This is a genomic window from Paraburkholderia sp. Clong3, from assembly GCF_050436485.1.
Classification (GTDB): Bacteria; Pseudomonadota; Gammaproteobacteria; order Burkholderiales; family Burkholderiaceae; genus Paraburkholderia; species Paraburkholderia tuberum.
In genome coordinates this window covers 3,488,923-3,503,015 of sequence record NZ_JBNDMH010000002.1, presented here as the reverse complement: position 1 = coordinate 3,503,015, position 14,093 = coordinate 3,488,923, and the positions used below count along the sequence as shown (strand labels likewise).

17 protein-coding genes and 1 pseudogene are annotated in these 14,093 nt (G+C 64.1%); all 18 read right to left on the bottom strand.

Annotation, left to right across the window (positions count from 1 at the left end):
- Positions 1-88 precede the first annotated feature (88 nt).
- The 18 genes and pseudogenes from tatC to OKW30_RS20225 all read right to left on the bottom strand — a co-directional run bounded on the left by tatC (position 89) and on the right by OKW30_RS20225 (position 13,951).
- The gene (gene tatC / locus OKW30_RS20310; protein WP_184065597.1) at positions 89-874 is read right to left on the bottom strand and encodes a twin-arginine translocase subunit TatC; all 786 of its coding nucleotides are present in this window, start codon (positions 872-874) and stop codon (positions 89-91) included.
- Positions 875-908: 34 nt separating this feature from the next.
- A complete protein-coding gene (tatB, locus tag OKW30_RS20305; protein WP_184070590.1) occupies positions 909-1,451 on the bottom strand; it encodes a Sec-independent protein translocase protein TatB in 543 nt (180 codons plus the stop codon).
- A gap of 48 nt (positions 1,452-1,499) precedes the next feature.
- Positions 1,500-1,745 carry a Sec-independent protein translocase subunit TatA gene (gene tatA / locus OKW30_RS20300; protein ID WP_018420076.1) on the bottom strand — a complete coding sequence of 82 codons (246 nt, stop codon included), beginning with the start codon at positions 1,743-1,745 and terminating at the stop codon, positions 1,500-1,502.
- Positions 1,746-2,013: 268 nt separating this feature from the next.
- Positions 2,014-2,379 carry a histidine triad nucleotide-binding protein gene (locus OKW30_RS20295; protein WP_429347445.1) on the bottom strand — a complete coding sequence of 122 codons (366 nt, stop codon included), beginning with the start codon at positions 2,377-2,379 and terminating at the stop codon, positions 2,014-2,016.
- A gap of 99 nt (positions 2,380-2,478) precedes the next feature.
- Positions 2,479-2,868, bottom strand: a complete 390-nt coding sequence (locus tag OKW30_RS20290) for a DUF4870 family protein (protein WP_429347444.1) — start codon at positions 2,866-2,868, stop codon at positions 2,479-2,481.
- A 90-nt stretch (positions 2,869-2,958) separates the two neighbouring features.
- Positions 2,959-3,355: pseudogene (locus OKW30_RS20285) on the bottom strand (phosphoribosyl-ATP diphosphatase).
- Positions 3,352-3,762, bottom strand: coding sequence for a phosphoribosyl-AMP cyclohydrolase (gene hisI, locus OKW30_RS20280; protein ID WP_090802086.1), 411 nt, complete (start codon positions 3,760-3,762; stop codon positions 3,352-3,354). Before hisI ends, OKW30_RS20285 begins: the two are co-directional and overlap by 4 nt.
- Before the next feature lies 1 nt (position 3,763).
- Positions 3,764-4,537 carry an imidazole glycerol phosphate synthase subunit HisF gene (gene hisF / locus OKW30_RS20275; RefSeq protein WP_429347443.1) on the bottom strand — a complete coding sequence of 258 codons (774 nt, stop codon included), beginning with the start codon at positions 4,535-4,537 and terminating at the stop codon, positions 3,764-3,766.
- 246 nt (positions 4,538-4,783) lie between these two features.
- Positions 4,784-5,536, bottom strand: coding sequence for a 1-(5-phosphoribosyl)-5-[(5-phosphoribosylamino)methylideneamino]imidazole-4-carboxamide isomerase (gene hisA / locus OKW30_RS20270; RefSeq protein WP_090802089.1), 753 nt, complete (start codon positions 5,534-5,536; stop codon positions 4,784-4,786).
- Positions 5,537-5,717: 181 nt separating this feature from the next.
- Positions 5,718-6,359: an imidazole glycerol phosphate synthase subunit HisH gene (gene hisH, locus OKW30_RS20265; protein WP_184035773.1), complete on the bottom strand. Its 642-nt coding sequence runs from the start codon at positions 6,357-6,359 to the stop codon at positions 5,718-5,720.
- Positions 6,360-6,520: 161 nt separating this feature from the next.
- Positions 6,521-7,108 (bottom strand): imidazoleglycerol-phosphate dehydratase HisB, encoded by a 588-nt coding sequence (gene hisB, locus OKW30_RS20260; RefSeq protein WP_184070599.1) that lies wholly within the window; start codon positions 7,106-7,108, stop codon positions 6,521-6,523.
- 115 nt (positions 7,109-7,223) lie between these two features.
- Complete coding sequence (gene hisC / locus OKW30_RS20255; protein WP_429347442.1) at positions 7,224-8,294, bottom strand: histidinol-phosphate transaminase; 1,071 nt, start codon at positions 8,292-8,294, stop codon at positions 7,224-7,226.
- Between the two features lie 243 nt (positions 8,295-8,537).
- Complete coding sequence (gene hisD, locus OKW30_RS20250; RefSeq protein WP_184070603.1) at positions 8,538-9,872, bottom strand: histidinol dehydrogenase; 1,335 nt, start codon at positions 9,870-9,872, stop codon at positions 8,538-8,540.
- A gap of 58 nt (positions 9,873-9,930) precedes the next feature.
- Positions 9,931-10,632, bottom strand: a complete 702-nt coding sequence (hisG, locus tag OKW30_RS20245) for an ATP phosphoribosyltransferase (protein WP_184035753.1) — start codon at positions 10,630-10,632, stop codon at positions 9,931-9,933.
- Positions 10,629-11,891: a UDP-N-acetylglucosamine 1-carboxyvinyltransferase gene (gene murA / locus OKW30_RS20240; RefSeq protein WP_184070605.1), complete on the bottom strand. Its 1,263-nt coding sequence runs from the start codon at positions 11,889-11,891 to the stop codon at positions 10,629-10,631. Before murA ends, hisG begins: the two co-directional genes overlap by 4 nt.
- A gap of 111 nt (positions 11,892-12,002) precedes the next feature.
- On the bottom strand, positions 12,003-12,242 hold the full coding sequence (locus OKW30_RS20235) for a BolA family protein (RefSeq protein ID WP_008918725.1): 240 nt from the start codon (positions 12,240-12,242) through the stop codon (positions 12,003-12,005).
- Positions 12,243-12,257: 15 nt separating this feature from the next.
- Positions 12,258-13,022 carry an ABC transporter permease gene (locus OKW30_RS20230; RefSeq protein ID WP_184052306.1) on the bottom strand — a complete coding sequence of 255 codons (765 nt, stop codon included), beginning with the start codon at positions 13,020-13,022 and terminating at the stop codon, positions 12,258-12,260.
- A complete protein-coding gene (locus tag OKW30_RS20225; protein ID WP_184070609.1) occupies positions 13,019-13,951 on the bottom strand; it encodes an ABC transporter ATP-binding protein in 933 nt (310 codons plus the stop codon). The genes OKW30_RS20230 and OKW30_RS20225 overlap by 4 nt, the downstream gene beginning before the upstream one ends.
- Between the last annotated feature and the right edge of the window lie 142 nt (positions 13,952-14,093).

The window sequence follows — 14,093 nt, the reverse complement described above, 5'->3', positions numbered from 1 at the left end:
CTAATGCCGCGATTCCACGCAATAAAAAAGGGCAGTCCGCAATGAACTGCCCTTTTTCATTTGACACCCGGCACTGACTCGCGACACCTCAACTAGACGGCGGCGGACTCGCATCCTCCACGACCACCGGCTGCTTGCCGACGATCAACCGCGCCGCGACGATGCCAGCTTCGTACAGCAGAATCAGCGGAACCGCGAGGATCAGCTGCGAAAACACGTCCGGCGGCGTTACGACGGCCGACACCACGAACGCGCCGACGATCACATACGGCCGGATCTCCTTCAGCTTCTTCAGCGTCACCACGTTCATCCGCACCAGCAGCACGACGACGATCGGTACCTCGAACGTGACGCCGAACGCGATGAACATCGTCAGCACGAAGCTCAGGTAATTGTTGATATCGGTTGTCATCTCCGCGCCAAGCGGCGCATTGTAGTGCGCCATCACGCGGAAGATGGTCGGAAACACGACGAAGTACGCGAACGCCATGCCGCACAGGAACAGCGTGTAGCTGCTCGCGACGAGCGGCGCGACGAGCTTCTTCTCGTGCTGATAGAGCCCAGGCGCGACGAACGCCCAGATCTGGTACAGCACGACCGGCAGCGCGATCACGAAGGCGACCAGCATCGTCACCTTCATCGGCACGAAGAACGAGCCGGTGACGTCGGTGACGATCATCTTGCCGTCCTTCGGCAGATTCATCATCAGCGGACGGGCGAGCAGTTTGAAGATGTCCGGCGCCCAGTAAACGAGCCCGACGAACACGACGACGACTGCGAGCCCCGCACGGATGATGCGGTCACGCAGTTCGACGAGGTGGGAAATGAAGGTCTCTTCAGTGCCTTCGTTCTGGGATTGCTGGGGGTCGCTCACACCGGCCCTCGGTTGGGGATTGTCGATCTGAACATCAGAAAAACCGCGTCGGACGACGCAGGTTGGCAGGTGTGTGCCGCGCAACGCGCGCGGCGCCCGACTGCACGCGCGTGCGCCGCAGGCTCGCTCGCTTGTACCAGGTGGGCGTGGCGCTCTGCTGGACGCGCCAGGTCTTGCGTTTGGGCGCGGCGGCCGGCGTACTGACGGGCCACGAGGTGGCACCCGCGCTGCCGCTGGCCCCGCTGCCGGCGTCTTCGAGCGCGCCGCCGGCGATGCTCGGCGATACCGACGTACCGCTATTCCATGCTTCGTTCAGTTCATTCTCGTGCTTGCGCACATTGTCCTGAACCGCCGTTTGGACATTGCTCGCAGCCTTCTCGAACTCGGTCTTCATGCGCCGCAATTCGTCGAGCTCGATTTCGCGCGTGACTTCGGCCTTAACGTCGTTGATGTACCGCTGTGCGCGGCCGAACAGCGCGCCGGCCGTGCGAGCGACACGCGGCAGGCGCTCAGGCCCGAGGACGACCAGCGCGACGACGCCGATCAGCGCCATCTTGGTTAGACCGAGGTCCAGCATGAAATGGAATGTCCGTCAGAAACGCGGGAACGGCGCGAAGGCCGCGGCTTAGCGGTAATCGCTCGATTGCTGCGTCTTTTCCTTCGCTTCGACGTCCACCGCGCCGTTGCGCGGCAGCTCGCGCTGCTGCTGTTGCGCGTCGGCCGACGACGAATCGGCTTCCTTCACGCCTTCCTTGAAGCCCTTCACGGCGCCGCCCAGATCGCTGCCGATGTTGCGTAGCTTCTTCGTGCCGAACACGAGCGCGACGATCAACAGAACGATCAACCAATGCCAAATACTCAACGAACCCATGACTACTCTCCTTAACCCCGGCGCCGCATCTTGATGCGGCCAATTTGCATAACCTGAAGCGCGTGCGCTTCGTCTCGATATATCTCTACGTTACCTCAGGCTGCACCGCCTCGCTCGCAATGCGGCCATCTTCGCCTGTCATTGTGGCCACACGATCGCGTCGACGTTATTACACAGCGGTAAAAACAACGGCGGCGCTATTGTCCTCGACCAAAACTCGCGACGCTGCGCACTTGCCACGCAGCGCGCCTGACGCGCGAACCGGCGCTCAGCCCATGCGTTGCCAGGGACGCGGTCCCGCGAGAATGTGCGCGTGCAGGTGATACACCTCCTGACCACCGCCCGGACCGGTATTGATTACCGTGCGAAAGCCCGTTTCGCCGCCGTTATAGGCGACCCCCAATTGTTCGGCCAGTCGCGCGGCCAGGACAAGCATTCTACCAAGCAGAGGCGCGTCGCTTTCCGTGCAGTTCGACAGCGTTGCAATGTGCTTGCGAGGAATCACCAGCACATGCGTTTCGGCCGCCGGACGGATGTCGCGGAAGGCGACGAACTCTTCGTCTTCGTGGACCCTGGTCGACGGGATTTCGCCAGCGGCAATCTTGCAGAAAAGGCAGTTCGGATCGTGACTCATCGTATTCCTGACGCGGTATGACTTGGGCGAGCGAAGCCGCCCGCGCCGAGGTTCGATCCGAAAGCCGGCCCGCCCATACGGACCGGCTAGCGTTCAGACCTAACTGGCCGGATTCGCGAACGGCTTGTTATCGTACAGATACAGCCAGCCTTTGATAATACGGTACAACATCCATATGCTGACTGCCCACAGCACCGGAATGCCGATCACGACGAGCAGCAGCAACGCGCCGATCGCGTAACCGACGAGGCCCAGCCAGAACGTGCGGATCTGCCATTCGAAGTGCGCTTCGTACGGCGTGCCGGCCACGTCCGACCGTTTGACGTAGTTGATGATGATCGCGACCAGAATGGTGAGCCCGCCGGTCAGCCAGTGGACCGCATACAGCGCGTACAGCACGTGCGTGAGCGTGCGCAGGCTGCGCTCGCGCTCAGGCTCCATCGCGTGGCGGTAGACCGGCGGCGGATAGCTTCCTTGCGGCTGTTCCATGCTTGCGTCCTCCCGGAGGTGCGGTTACCGCTATATTGGCGCCGGCGCGCGCGACTTCAAGCGGAAACGCCAGATTTCCGCTCCGGCTGCTCAGTCGCCGTTTTCCTCGCGCTCGCGGCTCTCTGCGCAGCGCCTTTTCCTCGATGCCCGACAGGCCTTCGCGACGCTCGAGTTCGGCGATCACGTCGGCGGGGCTCAGATCGAAATGCGACAGCATCACGAGGCAGTGGAACCACAGGTCCGCAACCTCGCCGACCAGCGCCTTCGGTGCGCCGCCCTGGCGCACGTCCTTCGCGGCCAGCACGACTTCGGTGGCTTCTTCGCCGATCTTTTTCAGCACCGCGTCGTCGCCCTTGTGGAACAGGCGCGATACATACGAGATGTCCGGATCGCCGCCCTTGCGGCTGTCGATCACCGCCGCGAGGCGCAGCAGCGTGTCGAGCGTGGAAGCCGTGGCGGGCGACGGGTTTTGCGTGGATTGCGTCATTTGTAGATGTGTTCGGGGTCTTTCAGCACGGGATCGACGGCCTGCCAGTCGCCATCGTCCACCGAGCCTTCGAATTTCTGGAAAAAGCACGAGTGGCGGCCGGTATGGCACGCGATGCCCGATACCTGCTCGACTTTCAGCAGCACGACGTCTTCGTCGCAATCGAGTCGCACTTCATGCACATGCTGCACGTGGCCCGACTCCTCACCCTTGAACCACAGGCGCTGGCGCGAGCGCGAGAAATACACCGCGCGGCCGGTCTCGACGGTCTTCGCGAGGGCCTCGCGGTTCATCCACGCGAACATCAGCACGTCGTTCGTCGACGCTTCCTGCGCAATCACCGGCACGAGGCCGTTCGCATCCCACTTGACCTTGTCGAGCCAGTTCACCGCCGAAGGATTCGTCACGTCACAACCTCACCGAAATGCCCTGATCGGCCATGAAGCGCTTGGCCTCGCCGACCGTGTGTTCGCCATAGTGGAAGATGCTCGCGGCGAGCACCGCGTCCGCGTGACCGCTCTTGATGCCATCGGCGAGATGCTGCAGATTGCCGACGCCGCCCGACGCGATCACCGGCACCGGCACCGCGTCCGACACCGCGCGAGTCAGCGCGAGGTCGAAGCCGCTCCTGGTGCCGTCGCGATCCATGCTGGTCAGCAGGATTTCGCCCGCGCCCAACTCGGCCATCTTGCGCGCCCATTCGACCGCATCGAGACCGGTGGCCTTGCGGCCGCCGTGCGTGAACACTTCCCAGCGCGGCGTTTCGCCGTCGGCCGATACGCGCTTCGCGTCGATCGCGACGACGATGCACTGCGAGCCGTATTTGTCGGTCGCGTCCTTCACGAGTTGCGGATTCGCTACCGCCGACGAATTCATGCTGATCTTGTCGGCGCCCGCGTTCAGCAGGCGCCGCACGTCTTCGACCGCGCGCACGCCGCCGCCGACCGTCAGCGGAATGAACACCTGCGAAGCGACCGCCTCGATGATCGGCAGAATCAGGTCGCGCTGATCCGAGGTCGCGGTGATGTCGAGGAACGTCAGTTCGTCGGCGCCCTGCTCGTCGTAACGGCGCGCGATTTCGACCGGGTCGCCCGCGTCGCGCAGTTCGACGAAGTTGACGCCCTTGACCACGCGGCCCGCGGTGACGTCGAGACAGGGGATGATGCGTTTAGCTAGAGCCATGATCGTGCAATTCTGCCAATACCGCTGATGAGGCCGCTCGCTTGCGGGCAAGCGGCACGGTGCCGGCGCGAGCGGTTGCGTCGCGCCGCGAGTGAGGTGCCGGCCGGAAGCTGGCGAGGTTCCGGGCGCTTGATCGTGCGACGCGCGTTACAGGCAAGCCATCGTTCGAACGAGCGCCGCAAGTCGACACGAGCGCAACGCCGGCGGCCCGCACAACCTGCCCGGCACGCGCAGCCGACGCCGTGCTTAAGCGTCGTCCGCTTCGCGCAGCTTGTCCGCGAGCGTCTGCGCGGCCGCGAAGTCGAGGTCGCCCGAATAGATCGCGCGGCCGCAGATTACGCCCTCGATGCCCTCGCCTTCGACTTCGCACAGCGATTCGATGTCCGCGAGGTTCGACAGACCGCCGCTCGCGATCACCGGAATCTTGACCGCGCGCGCAAGGCGCACCGTCGCTTCGATGTTGATGCCTTGCAGCATGCCGTCACGGCCGATGTCGGTGTAGATGATCGACTCGCAGCCGTAGTCCTCGAACTTGCGCGCGAGGTCGGCCACTTCGTGACCGGTCAGCTTGCTCCAGCCGTCGGTGGCGACCTTGCCGTCTTTCGCGTCGAGGCCGACGATGATGTGACCGCCGAACGCGGTGCACGCGTCCTGCAGAAAGCCGGGGTTCTTCACCGCGGCCGTGCCGATGATCACGTACGACAAACCGTCGTCCAGATAGCGCTCGATCGTGTTCAGGTCGCGGATGCCACCGCCCAGCTGAACCGGAATCGCGCCGCCCACTTCATCGATGATCGCCCGGATTGCATCGCCGTTCTTCGGCTTGCCGGCGAACGCGCCATTCAGATCGACGAGATGCAGACGACGCGCGCCGCGGTCGACCCAATGTCGGGCCATTGCCGCCGGTTCCTCGGAGAAAATCGTCGCCTGGTCCATATCGCCCTGTTTGAGGCGTACACACTGACCGTCTTTCAGGTCGATGGCGGGAATCAGCAGCATAGCAATCGGGTGTTATCTGGGAGTGGATTGAAGGTCGGCGGCAGCGGCTGGCGAGTCAGCCCGCCGCAATACCGTCTCGCTAGTTTAGTACAACTCGTTCGGCGCTCCAGTGGGGCGCCGGTCGGATGCGGGACCGCGGCACCGCGCGACGCGCGCGCGGCAACGGGATGAAAAAAGGCGTTCACGGGTTCCAGTGCACGAAGTTGCGATACACGCGCAAACCCGCCTCGGCGCTCTTTTCAGGGTGGAATTGGGTGGCAAAGATGTTATCCCGCGCTACCGCCGAGGTAAAGGGCACGCCGTAGACCGTTTCGCCCGACGTATGCGCCGGGTTGTCCGGAACCACGTAGTAGCTGTGCACGAAGTAGAAGAACGCGTTGTCGGCGACACCGTCCCACAGCGGATGCGGCTGCGCCTGACGCACGCGGTTCCAGCCCATCTGCGGGACCTTGAAGCGCGAGCCGTCGTCCTGCACCTGGCCTTCGAGCTCGAAGCGCACCGCCTTGCCGGGCAACAGACCCAGACCCGGCGTGTCGCCCTCGGCGCTCCAGTCGAACAGCATCTGCTCGCCGACGCACACGCCCATCAGCGGCTTGCTGCGCGACGCCTCGACGACCGCTTCCTGCAAACCGGACGCGCCGAGACTGCGCATGCAGTCGGGCATCGCACCCTGGCCCGGCAGCACCACGCGGTCGGCCGAGCGGATCGCTTCCGGACGATCGACGATCGCCACGTCCGCTTCCGGCGCCGCTTTACGCAGTGCCTGGGCAACCGAGCGCAGGTTGCCCATTCCGTAATCCACAATCGCTATCGAAGTTTTCATTTCAAGTTTGGCCGCTCTGCCCTCGATCCATCGATGCCGCGGCGCGGCGTCAAACGACGTGCCGGCAAATGCGGTCCTGCCCGATGAATCGCTTGAAGGTGAGTGGCCTGAAGACGTTGGAGGCGGTGAAACCCGTGTTAAAGCCTGCTACGGCCGTTACGTTAGAGGCTGCCCTTGGTCGATGGAATCTGTCCGGCCGCGCGCTCGTCGAGTTCGACGGCCATGCGCAGCGCACGCCCGAATGCCTTGAACACCGTTTCGAGCTGATGGTGCGCGTTGATGCCACGCAGGTTGTCGATGTGCAGCGTCACGCCGGCATGGTTCACGAAGCCGCGGAAGAATTCGATCGACAGGTCGACGTCGAACGTGCCGATGCGCGCGCGCGTGAACGGCACGTGAAATTCGAGGCCCGGACGGCCGGAAAAATCGATCACGACGCGCGACAGCGCTTCGTCGAGCGGCACGTAGGAATGGCCGTAGCGGCGGATGCCCTTGCGATCGCCGATCGCCTTCGCGACGGCCTGGCCGAGCGTGATGCCGGTGTCCTCGACCGTGTGATGATCGTCGATATGCAGGTCGCCATGCGCTTCGATCTCGAGGTCGAACAACCCGTGGCGGGCGATCTGGTCGAGCATGTGGTCCAGGAATGGCACACCGGTGGCCAGCTTCTGCTGGCCGGTGCCGTCCAGGTTGATCTTCACACGGATCTGCGTTTCGCTGGTGTGGCGAACGACTTCCGCAAGGCGCATGGCAATTCCTCGAATCTGGCTTAAAAGCGCTAGTAATGTGGGATGGACAAACTGGCGGGCTGCTCAGTGCAGCCGTTCAACGCAGCGGCTCAGTGCCGCCGCTCGATGCGGCGGGTTACCGCAACACGAGTTTCAGGCCGGCGACCAACTGGGCGTTCTCGTTCGGCGAACCGACGGTCAAACGCACGCAATTGGCCAGCAATGGATGCATTTTACTCACGTTTTTGATCAGAATCCGCGCCGTTAGCAGGGTTTCGAACAATACCGACGCATCGGGCACCCGCACGAGCAGGAAGTTGCCCGCACTAGTGAACACTTCGGCGCCCGGCAGCGCGGCCACCGCCTGCGCGAGTTTCTCGCGTTCGTCGCGCAATTGCGCGGCCTGCGCATCGAGCACGCCGATGTGGTCGAGCAGGAAATCAGCGGCGGCCTGCGTCAGCACGTTGGTGTTGTACGGCGGGCGGACCTTGTCGAACTCGGTCAGCCACGCGGGCTTGCCGACCAGGTAACCGAGGCGAATGCCGGCGAGGCCCAGCTTCGACACCGTGCGCATCACGACGACGTTGTCGAACTGGTCGGCGCGCGGCAGCCAGCTCTTCTGCGCGAACGGCTGATACGCCTCGTCGATCACGACGAGGCTCCTGCCCGCCGCGGCGACGATGCGCTCGATTTCGGCGTCATCGAACAGCGTGCCGGTCGGGTTGTTCGGATACGCGAGATAGATGATCGCCGGTTCATGCTCGGCGATCGCCGCGAGCATCGCGTCGGTATCGAGCGTGAAGTCGGCTTTGAGCGGCACGCCGACGAATTCGAGATTCGCCAGCTTCGCCGACATCTGATACATGACGAAGCCCGGCACCGGCGCGAGCACCTTCGCGCCCGGCTTCGCGCACGCGACCGACATGATGCTGATGATTTCATCCGAGCCGTTGCCGAGCAGCACGTCGCACCCCGCCGGCACGCCCATCACGTGACGAATGCGCTCGATCAACTGGTCGGGGCGCGGCGCCGGATAACGGTTCAACGCGACGCCGGCCAGACGCTCGCCGAGATGCGCGGCAAGTTCCGGCGGCAGCGGAAACGGGTTTTCCATTGCGTCGAGCTTGATGAAGCCGGTGGCGTCGGGAACCGGATAGCTCGTCATTGCGAGCACGTCGCTGCGGATGATGTCTTGAGGTGTCGTCATAGGTTCGGGGGCCGGGCCCTGCGAAAGACGCCGGGTCGGCGTCGTCGGCATGGGGCGCTCGGGTTGGTCTCTGTCGTCGTTATTGAACGGGGCGGGTGGGCTCGAGCCGTCGCTCGAGCGGGTGGAAGCCGGAAAACATGGAAGCCGGTCGATGCGGCGGCGGTTGCCGCCCTCGCCGCTTCGCCTGCTCCCGCTTACGCCTGCTTGAGTTCCGCCGCGCGCCAGCGCGCTCAGCGCTCCGCCTCAGCCGCGTTCGTTGTTGTTCTGCCGCATCCGGTATTCGGCGCTGCGTGCGTGCGCTTGCAGACCTTCGCCGTATGCCAGTTCCGCGGCAATCTCGCCGAGCGTCTGCGCACCTTCCGCGCTGACCTCGATCAGGCTCGAACGCTTGAAGAAATCATAGACGCCGAGCGGCGACGAAAACCGTGCGGTACGCGACGTCGGCAGCACATGATTCGGGCCCGCGCAGTAGTCGCCGAGGCTCTCGCTCGTGTAACGGCCAAGGAAGATCGCGCCTGCGTGACGGATCTGCTGCGCCCACTGATGCGGCTCCAGCGCCGAAATTTCAAGGTGCTCCGGCGCGATGTCGTTGGCGATCGCGCAGGCCTCGGCCATGTCGCGCACCTTGATCAGCGCGCCGCGGTTTTCGAGCGACGTGCGGATCACTTCGCGGCGCGGCAGGGTGGGCAGCAGTTCGTCGATCGCTTCCTGCACGCGCGCGATGAACGCGTCGTCGGGGCACAGCAGGATCGATTGCGCGAGCTCGTCGTGCTCGGCTTGCGAAAACAGGTCCATCGCGACCCAGCGCGGGTCGGTCGTGCCGTCGCACAACACGAGGATTTCCGACGGCCCGGCGATCATGTCGATGCCGACCGTGCCGAACACGCGACGCTTCGCCGACGCGACGTACGCGTTGCCGGGGCCGCAGATCTTGTCGACCGCGGGCACGGTCGGCGTGCCGTACGCGAGTGCAGCTACCGCCTGCGCGCCGCCGATCGTGAACACGCGATCGACGCCACCCAGCAGAGCCGCCGCGAGCACGAGCGGATTCTTCACGCCTTCCGGCGTCGGCACGACCATCACGATTTCGCGCACGCCGGCCACCCGCGCCGGTATCGCGTTCATCAGCACCGACGACGGATACGCGGCCTTGCCACCCGGCACGTAGATCCCCGCGCGATCGAGCGGCGTGACCTTCTGGCCGAGCACGGTGCCGTCCGCTTCGGTGTACTGCCAGCTATGGCTGCCGCACTCGATCTTCTGCTTCTCGTGATAGCCGCGCACGCGTGCCGCCGCCGCTTCAAGCGACGCGCGCCGCTTCGGCTCGAGACTTTCGAGCGCCGCCTCGAGCTCGGCCATCGGCAGTTCGAGCTCGGCCACGCTTTTCGCATCGACGCGATCGAAGCGATTCGTATACTCGAGCACCGCCTCGTCGCCGCGCGCCTTCACGTCGTTCAGAATCTGCGCGACCGCGCGCTCGATGGCTTCGTCTTCGCTCGCCTCGAACGCGAGCACCGCATGCAGCGACTTGTGGAAGTCGCGAGCGGTGGAATCGAGTTTGCGAATCTTGGTAGACATACAGGTATCCGTTTCGGTAAGGCGCGCTATCAGTGCAACGTCACATTGCCATCGTCAGTCAGGGCGCCGGGGCGGCGGTTTTCGACGAAGCATTGGCAAACGCGTCGAGAATCGGCCGCAACGCGGCGCGTTTGAGCTTCAGCGCTGCCTGGTTCACGACGAGACGCGACGAAATCTGCATGATCTCCTCCACCTCGACCAGATTGTTCGCGCGCAGCGTATTGCCCGAGCTGACCAGGTCGACGATCGCGTCGGCGAGTCCAACCAGCGGAGCGAGTTCCATCGAACCGTACAGCTTGATCAGATCGACGTGAACGCCCTTGGCGGCAAAATGCTCACGAGCGGTTTCAACATACTTGGTAGCGACCCGCAGACGCGCGCCCTGGCGCACCGCGTTCGCATAATCGAAACCGGCCGCGACCGCGACCGACATGCGGCAACGCGCAATGTCCAGATCCACCGGCTGATACAGGCCGCTGCCGCCATGCTCGAGCAGCACGTCCTTGCCGGCCACGCCGAAGTCGGCCGCGCCGTACTCGACATAGGTCGGCACGTCGGTCGCGCGCACGACGATCACGCGCAGGTTCGGGTCGGTGGTCGGCAGAATCAGCTTGCGCGAGCTCTCCGGATCTTCCGCTACCTCGATGCCGGCCGCCGCGAGCAGCGGCAGCGTTTCCTCGAAGATACGCCCTTTCGACAACGCGAGCGTGAGCGGCGCGCTGACCGCCGGCGACGACGACGTCTGCGGCATCGAACTCATGCCCCGCTCCCGGAAACCCGGCGCACCATCGCGCCGATCGCATTGAGCTTCGCTTCCATGCGGTCGTAGCCGCGATCGAGGTGATAGATGCGGTCGATCAGCGTCTCGCCCTCGGCGCGCAGCGCGGCGATCACAAGACTCGCGGACGCGCGCAGATCGGTGGCCATCACCTTCGCGCCGGACAGTTTTTCGACGCCGGTGACGAGCGCGGTGTTGCCGTCGATCGTGATGCTCGCGCCGAGACGGTTCAGTTCCTGGACGTGCATGAAACGGTTTTCGAAGATCGTCTCCACGACTTGCGACGTACCGTCCGCGATCGTGTTGAGCGCCATGAACTGCGCCTGCATGTCGGTCGGAAACGCCGGGTATTCGGAGGTGCGGAACGTGACCGCGCTCGGGCGCTTGTCCATGCGCACGCGCATCCAGTCGTCGCCTTCCTCGACCGTGACGCCCGCTTCGCGCAGCTTTTCGGTGACGGCTTCGAGCAGCAGCGGACGCATCTTGCGCAGCATGACGTCGCCGCCGGCCGTTGCGACCGCGCACAGGAAAGTGCCCGCTTCGATGCGGTCCGGAATCACCGTGTGCTTCGCACCGTGCAGCTTGTCGACGCCATGGATCACCAGACGGTCGGTGCCGATGCCTTCGATCTTCGCGCCCATCGCGACGAGCAGACGCGCGAGGTCGACCACTTCGGGTTCGCGCGCGGCGTTCTCGATGACCGTCTCGCCTTCGGCGAGCACCGCCGCCATCAGCAGGTTCTCGGTACCGGTCACGGTGATCATGTCGGTGACGATGCGCGCGCCCTTCAGACGCTTCGCGCGCGCTTCGATGAAGCCGTGCTCGATCGTGATCTCGGCGCCCATCGCCTGCAGACCCTTGATGTGCTGATCGACCGGACGCGCGCCGATCGCGCAGCCGCCCGGCAGCGACACGCGCGCATGACCGAAGCGCGCGACGAGCGGACCGAGCACGAGAATCGACGCGCGCATCGTCTTCACCATTTCGTACGGCGCGACGAGGTTGTCGACCTTCGACGCGTCGAGCGCCACGCGCCCTTCGCCGGCTTCGATACGCACGCCCATCTGGCCGAGCAGCTTGAGCATCGTGCGCACGTCCTGCAGATCGGGCACGTTCTCCAGATGCACCGGATCGGCGCTCAGCAGACCCGCGCACAGGATCGGCAATGCCGCGTTTTTCGCACCCGAGACGACAACTTCACCGGAGAGCGGGTAGCCACCTTCAATGATGAGTTTATCCATGCCTGTCGGTTCCTGATCGGCCCGGTTCGCGTCCGGACCTGCTTTGTCTGTGTTCGGCGCGCCGCTAGCGGTGTCGCGCCCTTCCTGAGTAATTCGCACAAAATTTCCAGATTACGCGTTCTGCCATTCGGCGGGCGTCAGCGTCTTCATGCTGAGCGCGTGGATTTCTTCGCGCATGCGGTCGCCGAGCGCCGCATACACGAGTTGGTGACGCTGGATCAGGCGCTTGCCTTCGAAGTTCGGCGAGACGATCGTCGCAAAGAAATGCTGACCGTCGCCTTCGACTTCGAGATGCTCGCACGCGAGTCCAGCTGCAATGTACTGTTTGACCTGTTCGGGAGTCGGCAACATGAGAGAAGCTCCTCGTCAGTGGCGCAGCTTGTAGCCGGTAGCGAGCATGCGCATCGCCACGGCGGCCAGCACCACGAAGAAACCGGCGACGATCGCGAGGCTCACCAGCGGGTCGATATCCGACACGCCGAAAAAACCATAGCGAAAGCCGTCGATCATGTAGAAAAACGGATTGAGCCGCGATACTTCGCGCCATACGGGCGGCAGCGTATGCGTCGAGTAGAACACGCCCGACAGGAACGTGAGCGGCATGATCAGAAAGTTCTGGAACGCGGCGAGCTGGTCGAACTTCTCGGCCCAAATGCCGGCGATCAGACCCAGCGTGCCGAGAATCGCCGAGCCGAACATCGCGAACACGATGATGTAGAGCGGCGCGGTGAAGGCGAGCGGCACGAACCAGATCGTCACGATGAACACGCCGAAGCCGACACACAGCCCGCGCGCCACGGCCGCGAGCACGTAGGCCGCGAACATCTCGTGGTGCGACAGCGGCGGCAGCAGCACAAACACGAGGTTGCCGGTGATCTTCGATTGAATCAGCGACGAAGAACTATTCGCGAACGCGTTCTGCAGCACGCTCATCATCACGAGGCCCGGAATCAGGAAGCTCGTGTATTCGACGCCCGGATAGACTTGCACGTGGCCGCGCAGCGCGTGGCCGAAGATGGTCAGGTAAAGCAGCGCGGTGATGACCGGCGCGAGCACGGTCTGGAACGACACCTTCCAGAAGCGCAGCAGTTCTTTGTAAAACAGCGTGCTAAATCCACTGTACCCGCTCATGCAAGCCCCTCGATCACTTCTGGACCGTTCATCACCTGAACGAATACGTCTTCGAGGTCGGCCTTGCGGACCTCGATTTCTTCGAATGTACAACCGGCCGCGCGGCATTGCGCGAGGATGCGCTCGACGTCGTCGTAGCTCGTCAGGCGCAGCAGATGCTGGCGGCCATTGCCGTTGCCGGCGCCGCCTTCCGCCTCGAGCGGACGCAGCTCGGCGGGCAGCACGCCCTGCGCGAAGCGAACGAACAGTTGCATGCCGGCGAAACGCTGCAGCAGTGTGCTGGTGCGATCGAGCGCAACGACCTCGCCACGGCGCAGCATCGCGATGCGGTCGCACAACGATTCGGCTTCTTCCAGATAGTGCGTGGTCAGCACGATCGTGTGGCCTTCGCGATTCAGGCGCGAGATGAACTTCCACAGCGTCTGGCGCAACTCGACGTCGACACCCGCGGTCGGCTCGTCGAGCACGATCACCGGCGGGCGGTGCACGAGCGCCTGCGCGACCAGCACGCGGCGCTTCATGCCGCCCGACAGCGCGCGCATGTTGGCATCGGCCTTTTCGGTGAGATCGAGATTGGCCATGATCTCGTCGATCCACGCGTCGTTGTTGCGCAGCCCGTAGTAGCCGGACTGGATGCGCAAGGTTTCGCGCACCGTGAAGAACGGATCGAACACGAGCTCCTGCGGCACCACGCCGAGCGCGCGGCGCGCGTTGCGGAAATCGTCGACGACGTCGTGACCGCGCACCGCGATGCTGCCTTCGTCGGCACGCGCGAGACCCGCGAGTATGCTGATGAGCGTCGTCTTGCCCGCGCCGTTCGGACCGAGCAGTCCGAAGAACTCGCCTTCTTCGACCGTGAGGCTGACGCCCTTGAGCGCCTGCAAGTCCTTGTAGCGCTTCTTGACGTTACGAATTTCTATGGCTGACATGACTATGGGCTGCGTGCGTCGCGGCGCCTGAAGTAGCCCCGATGGAGCTTGGGGACGCGCAAATGCTGGAAGAAACGGGAACCGGGGCCGATTAGGGGGCCAGTTCGACGCCCCAAAAAAACGTTTGATTATAGGGCAAAAA

Excerpts from the sequence above, each read along its gene's own strand:
- tatB (WP_184070590.1), bottom strand. The coding sequence starts at position 1,451 with ATGCTGGACCTCGGTCTAACCAAGATGGCGCTGATCGGCGTCGTCGCG.
- OKW30_RS20295 (WP_429347445.1), bottom strand. The coding sequence starts at position 2,379 with ATGAGTCACGATCCGAACTGCCTTTTCTGCAAGATTGCCGCTGGCGAA.
- hisG (WP_184035753.1), bottom strand. The coding sequence starts at position 10,632 with ATGAGTTCGATGCCGCAGACGTCGTCGTCGCCGGCGGTCAGCGCGCCG.
- OKW30_RS20235 (WP_008918725.1), bottom strand. The coding sequence starts at position 12,242 with ATGTTGCCGACTCCCGAACAGGTCAAACAGTACATTGCAGCTGGACTC.
- hisD (WP_184070603.1), bottom strand. The coding sequence starts at position 9,872 with ATGTCTACCAAGATTCGCAAACTCGATTCCACCGCTCGCGACTTCCAC.
- OKW30_RS20290 (WP_429347444.1), bottom strand. The coding sequence starts at position 2,868 with ATGGAACAGCCGCAAGGAAGCTATCCGCCGCCGGTCTACCGCCACGCG.
- murA (WP_184070605.1), bottom strand. The coding sequence starts at position 11,891 with ATGGATAAACTCATCATTGAAGGTGGCTACCCGCTCTCCGGTGAAGTT.
- hisH (WP_184035773.1), bottom strand. The coding sequence starts at position 6,359 with ATGAAAACTTCGATAGCGATTGTGGATTACGGAATGGGCAACCTGCGC.
- hisA (WP_090802089.1), bottom strand. The coding sequence starts at position 5,536 with ATGCTGCTGATTCCCGCCATCGACCTGAAAGACGGTCAGTGTGTACGC.
- hisB (WP_184070599.1), bottom strand. The coding sequence starts at position 7,108 with ATGCGCCTTGCGGAAGTCGTTCGCCACACCAGCGAAACGCAGATCCGT.
- OKW30_RS20230 (WP_184052306.1), bottom strand. The coding sequence starts at position 13,022 with ATGAGCGGGTACAGTGGATTTAGCACGCTGTTTTACAAAGAACTGCTG.
- hisF (WP_429347443.1), bottom strand. The coding sequence starts at position 4,537 with ATGGCTCTAGCTAAACGCATCATCCCCTGTCTCGACGTCACCGCGGGC.
- OKW30_RS20225 (WP_184070609.1), bottom strand. The coding sequence starts at position 13,951 with ATGTCAGCCATAGAAATTCGTAACGTCAAGAAGCGCTACAAGGACTTG.
- tatA (WP_018420076.1), bottom strand. The coding sequence starts at position 1,745 with ATGGGTTCGTTGAGTATTTGGCATTGGTTGATCGTTCTGTTGATCGTC.
- hisC (WP_429347442.1), bottom strand. The coding sequence starts at position 8,294 with ATGACGACACCTCAAGACATCATCCGCAGCGACGTGCTCGCAATGACG.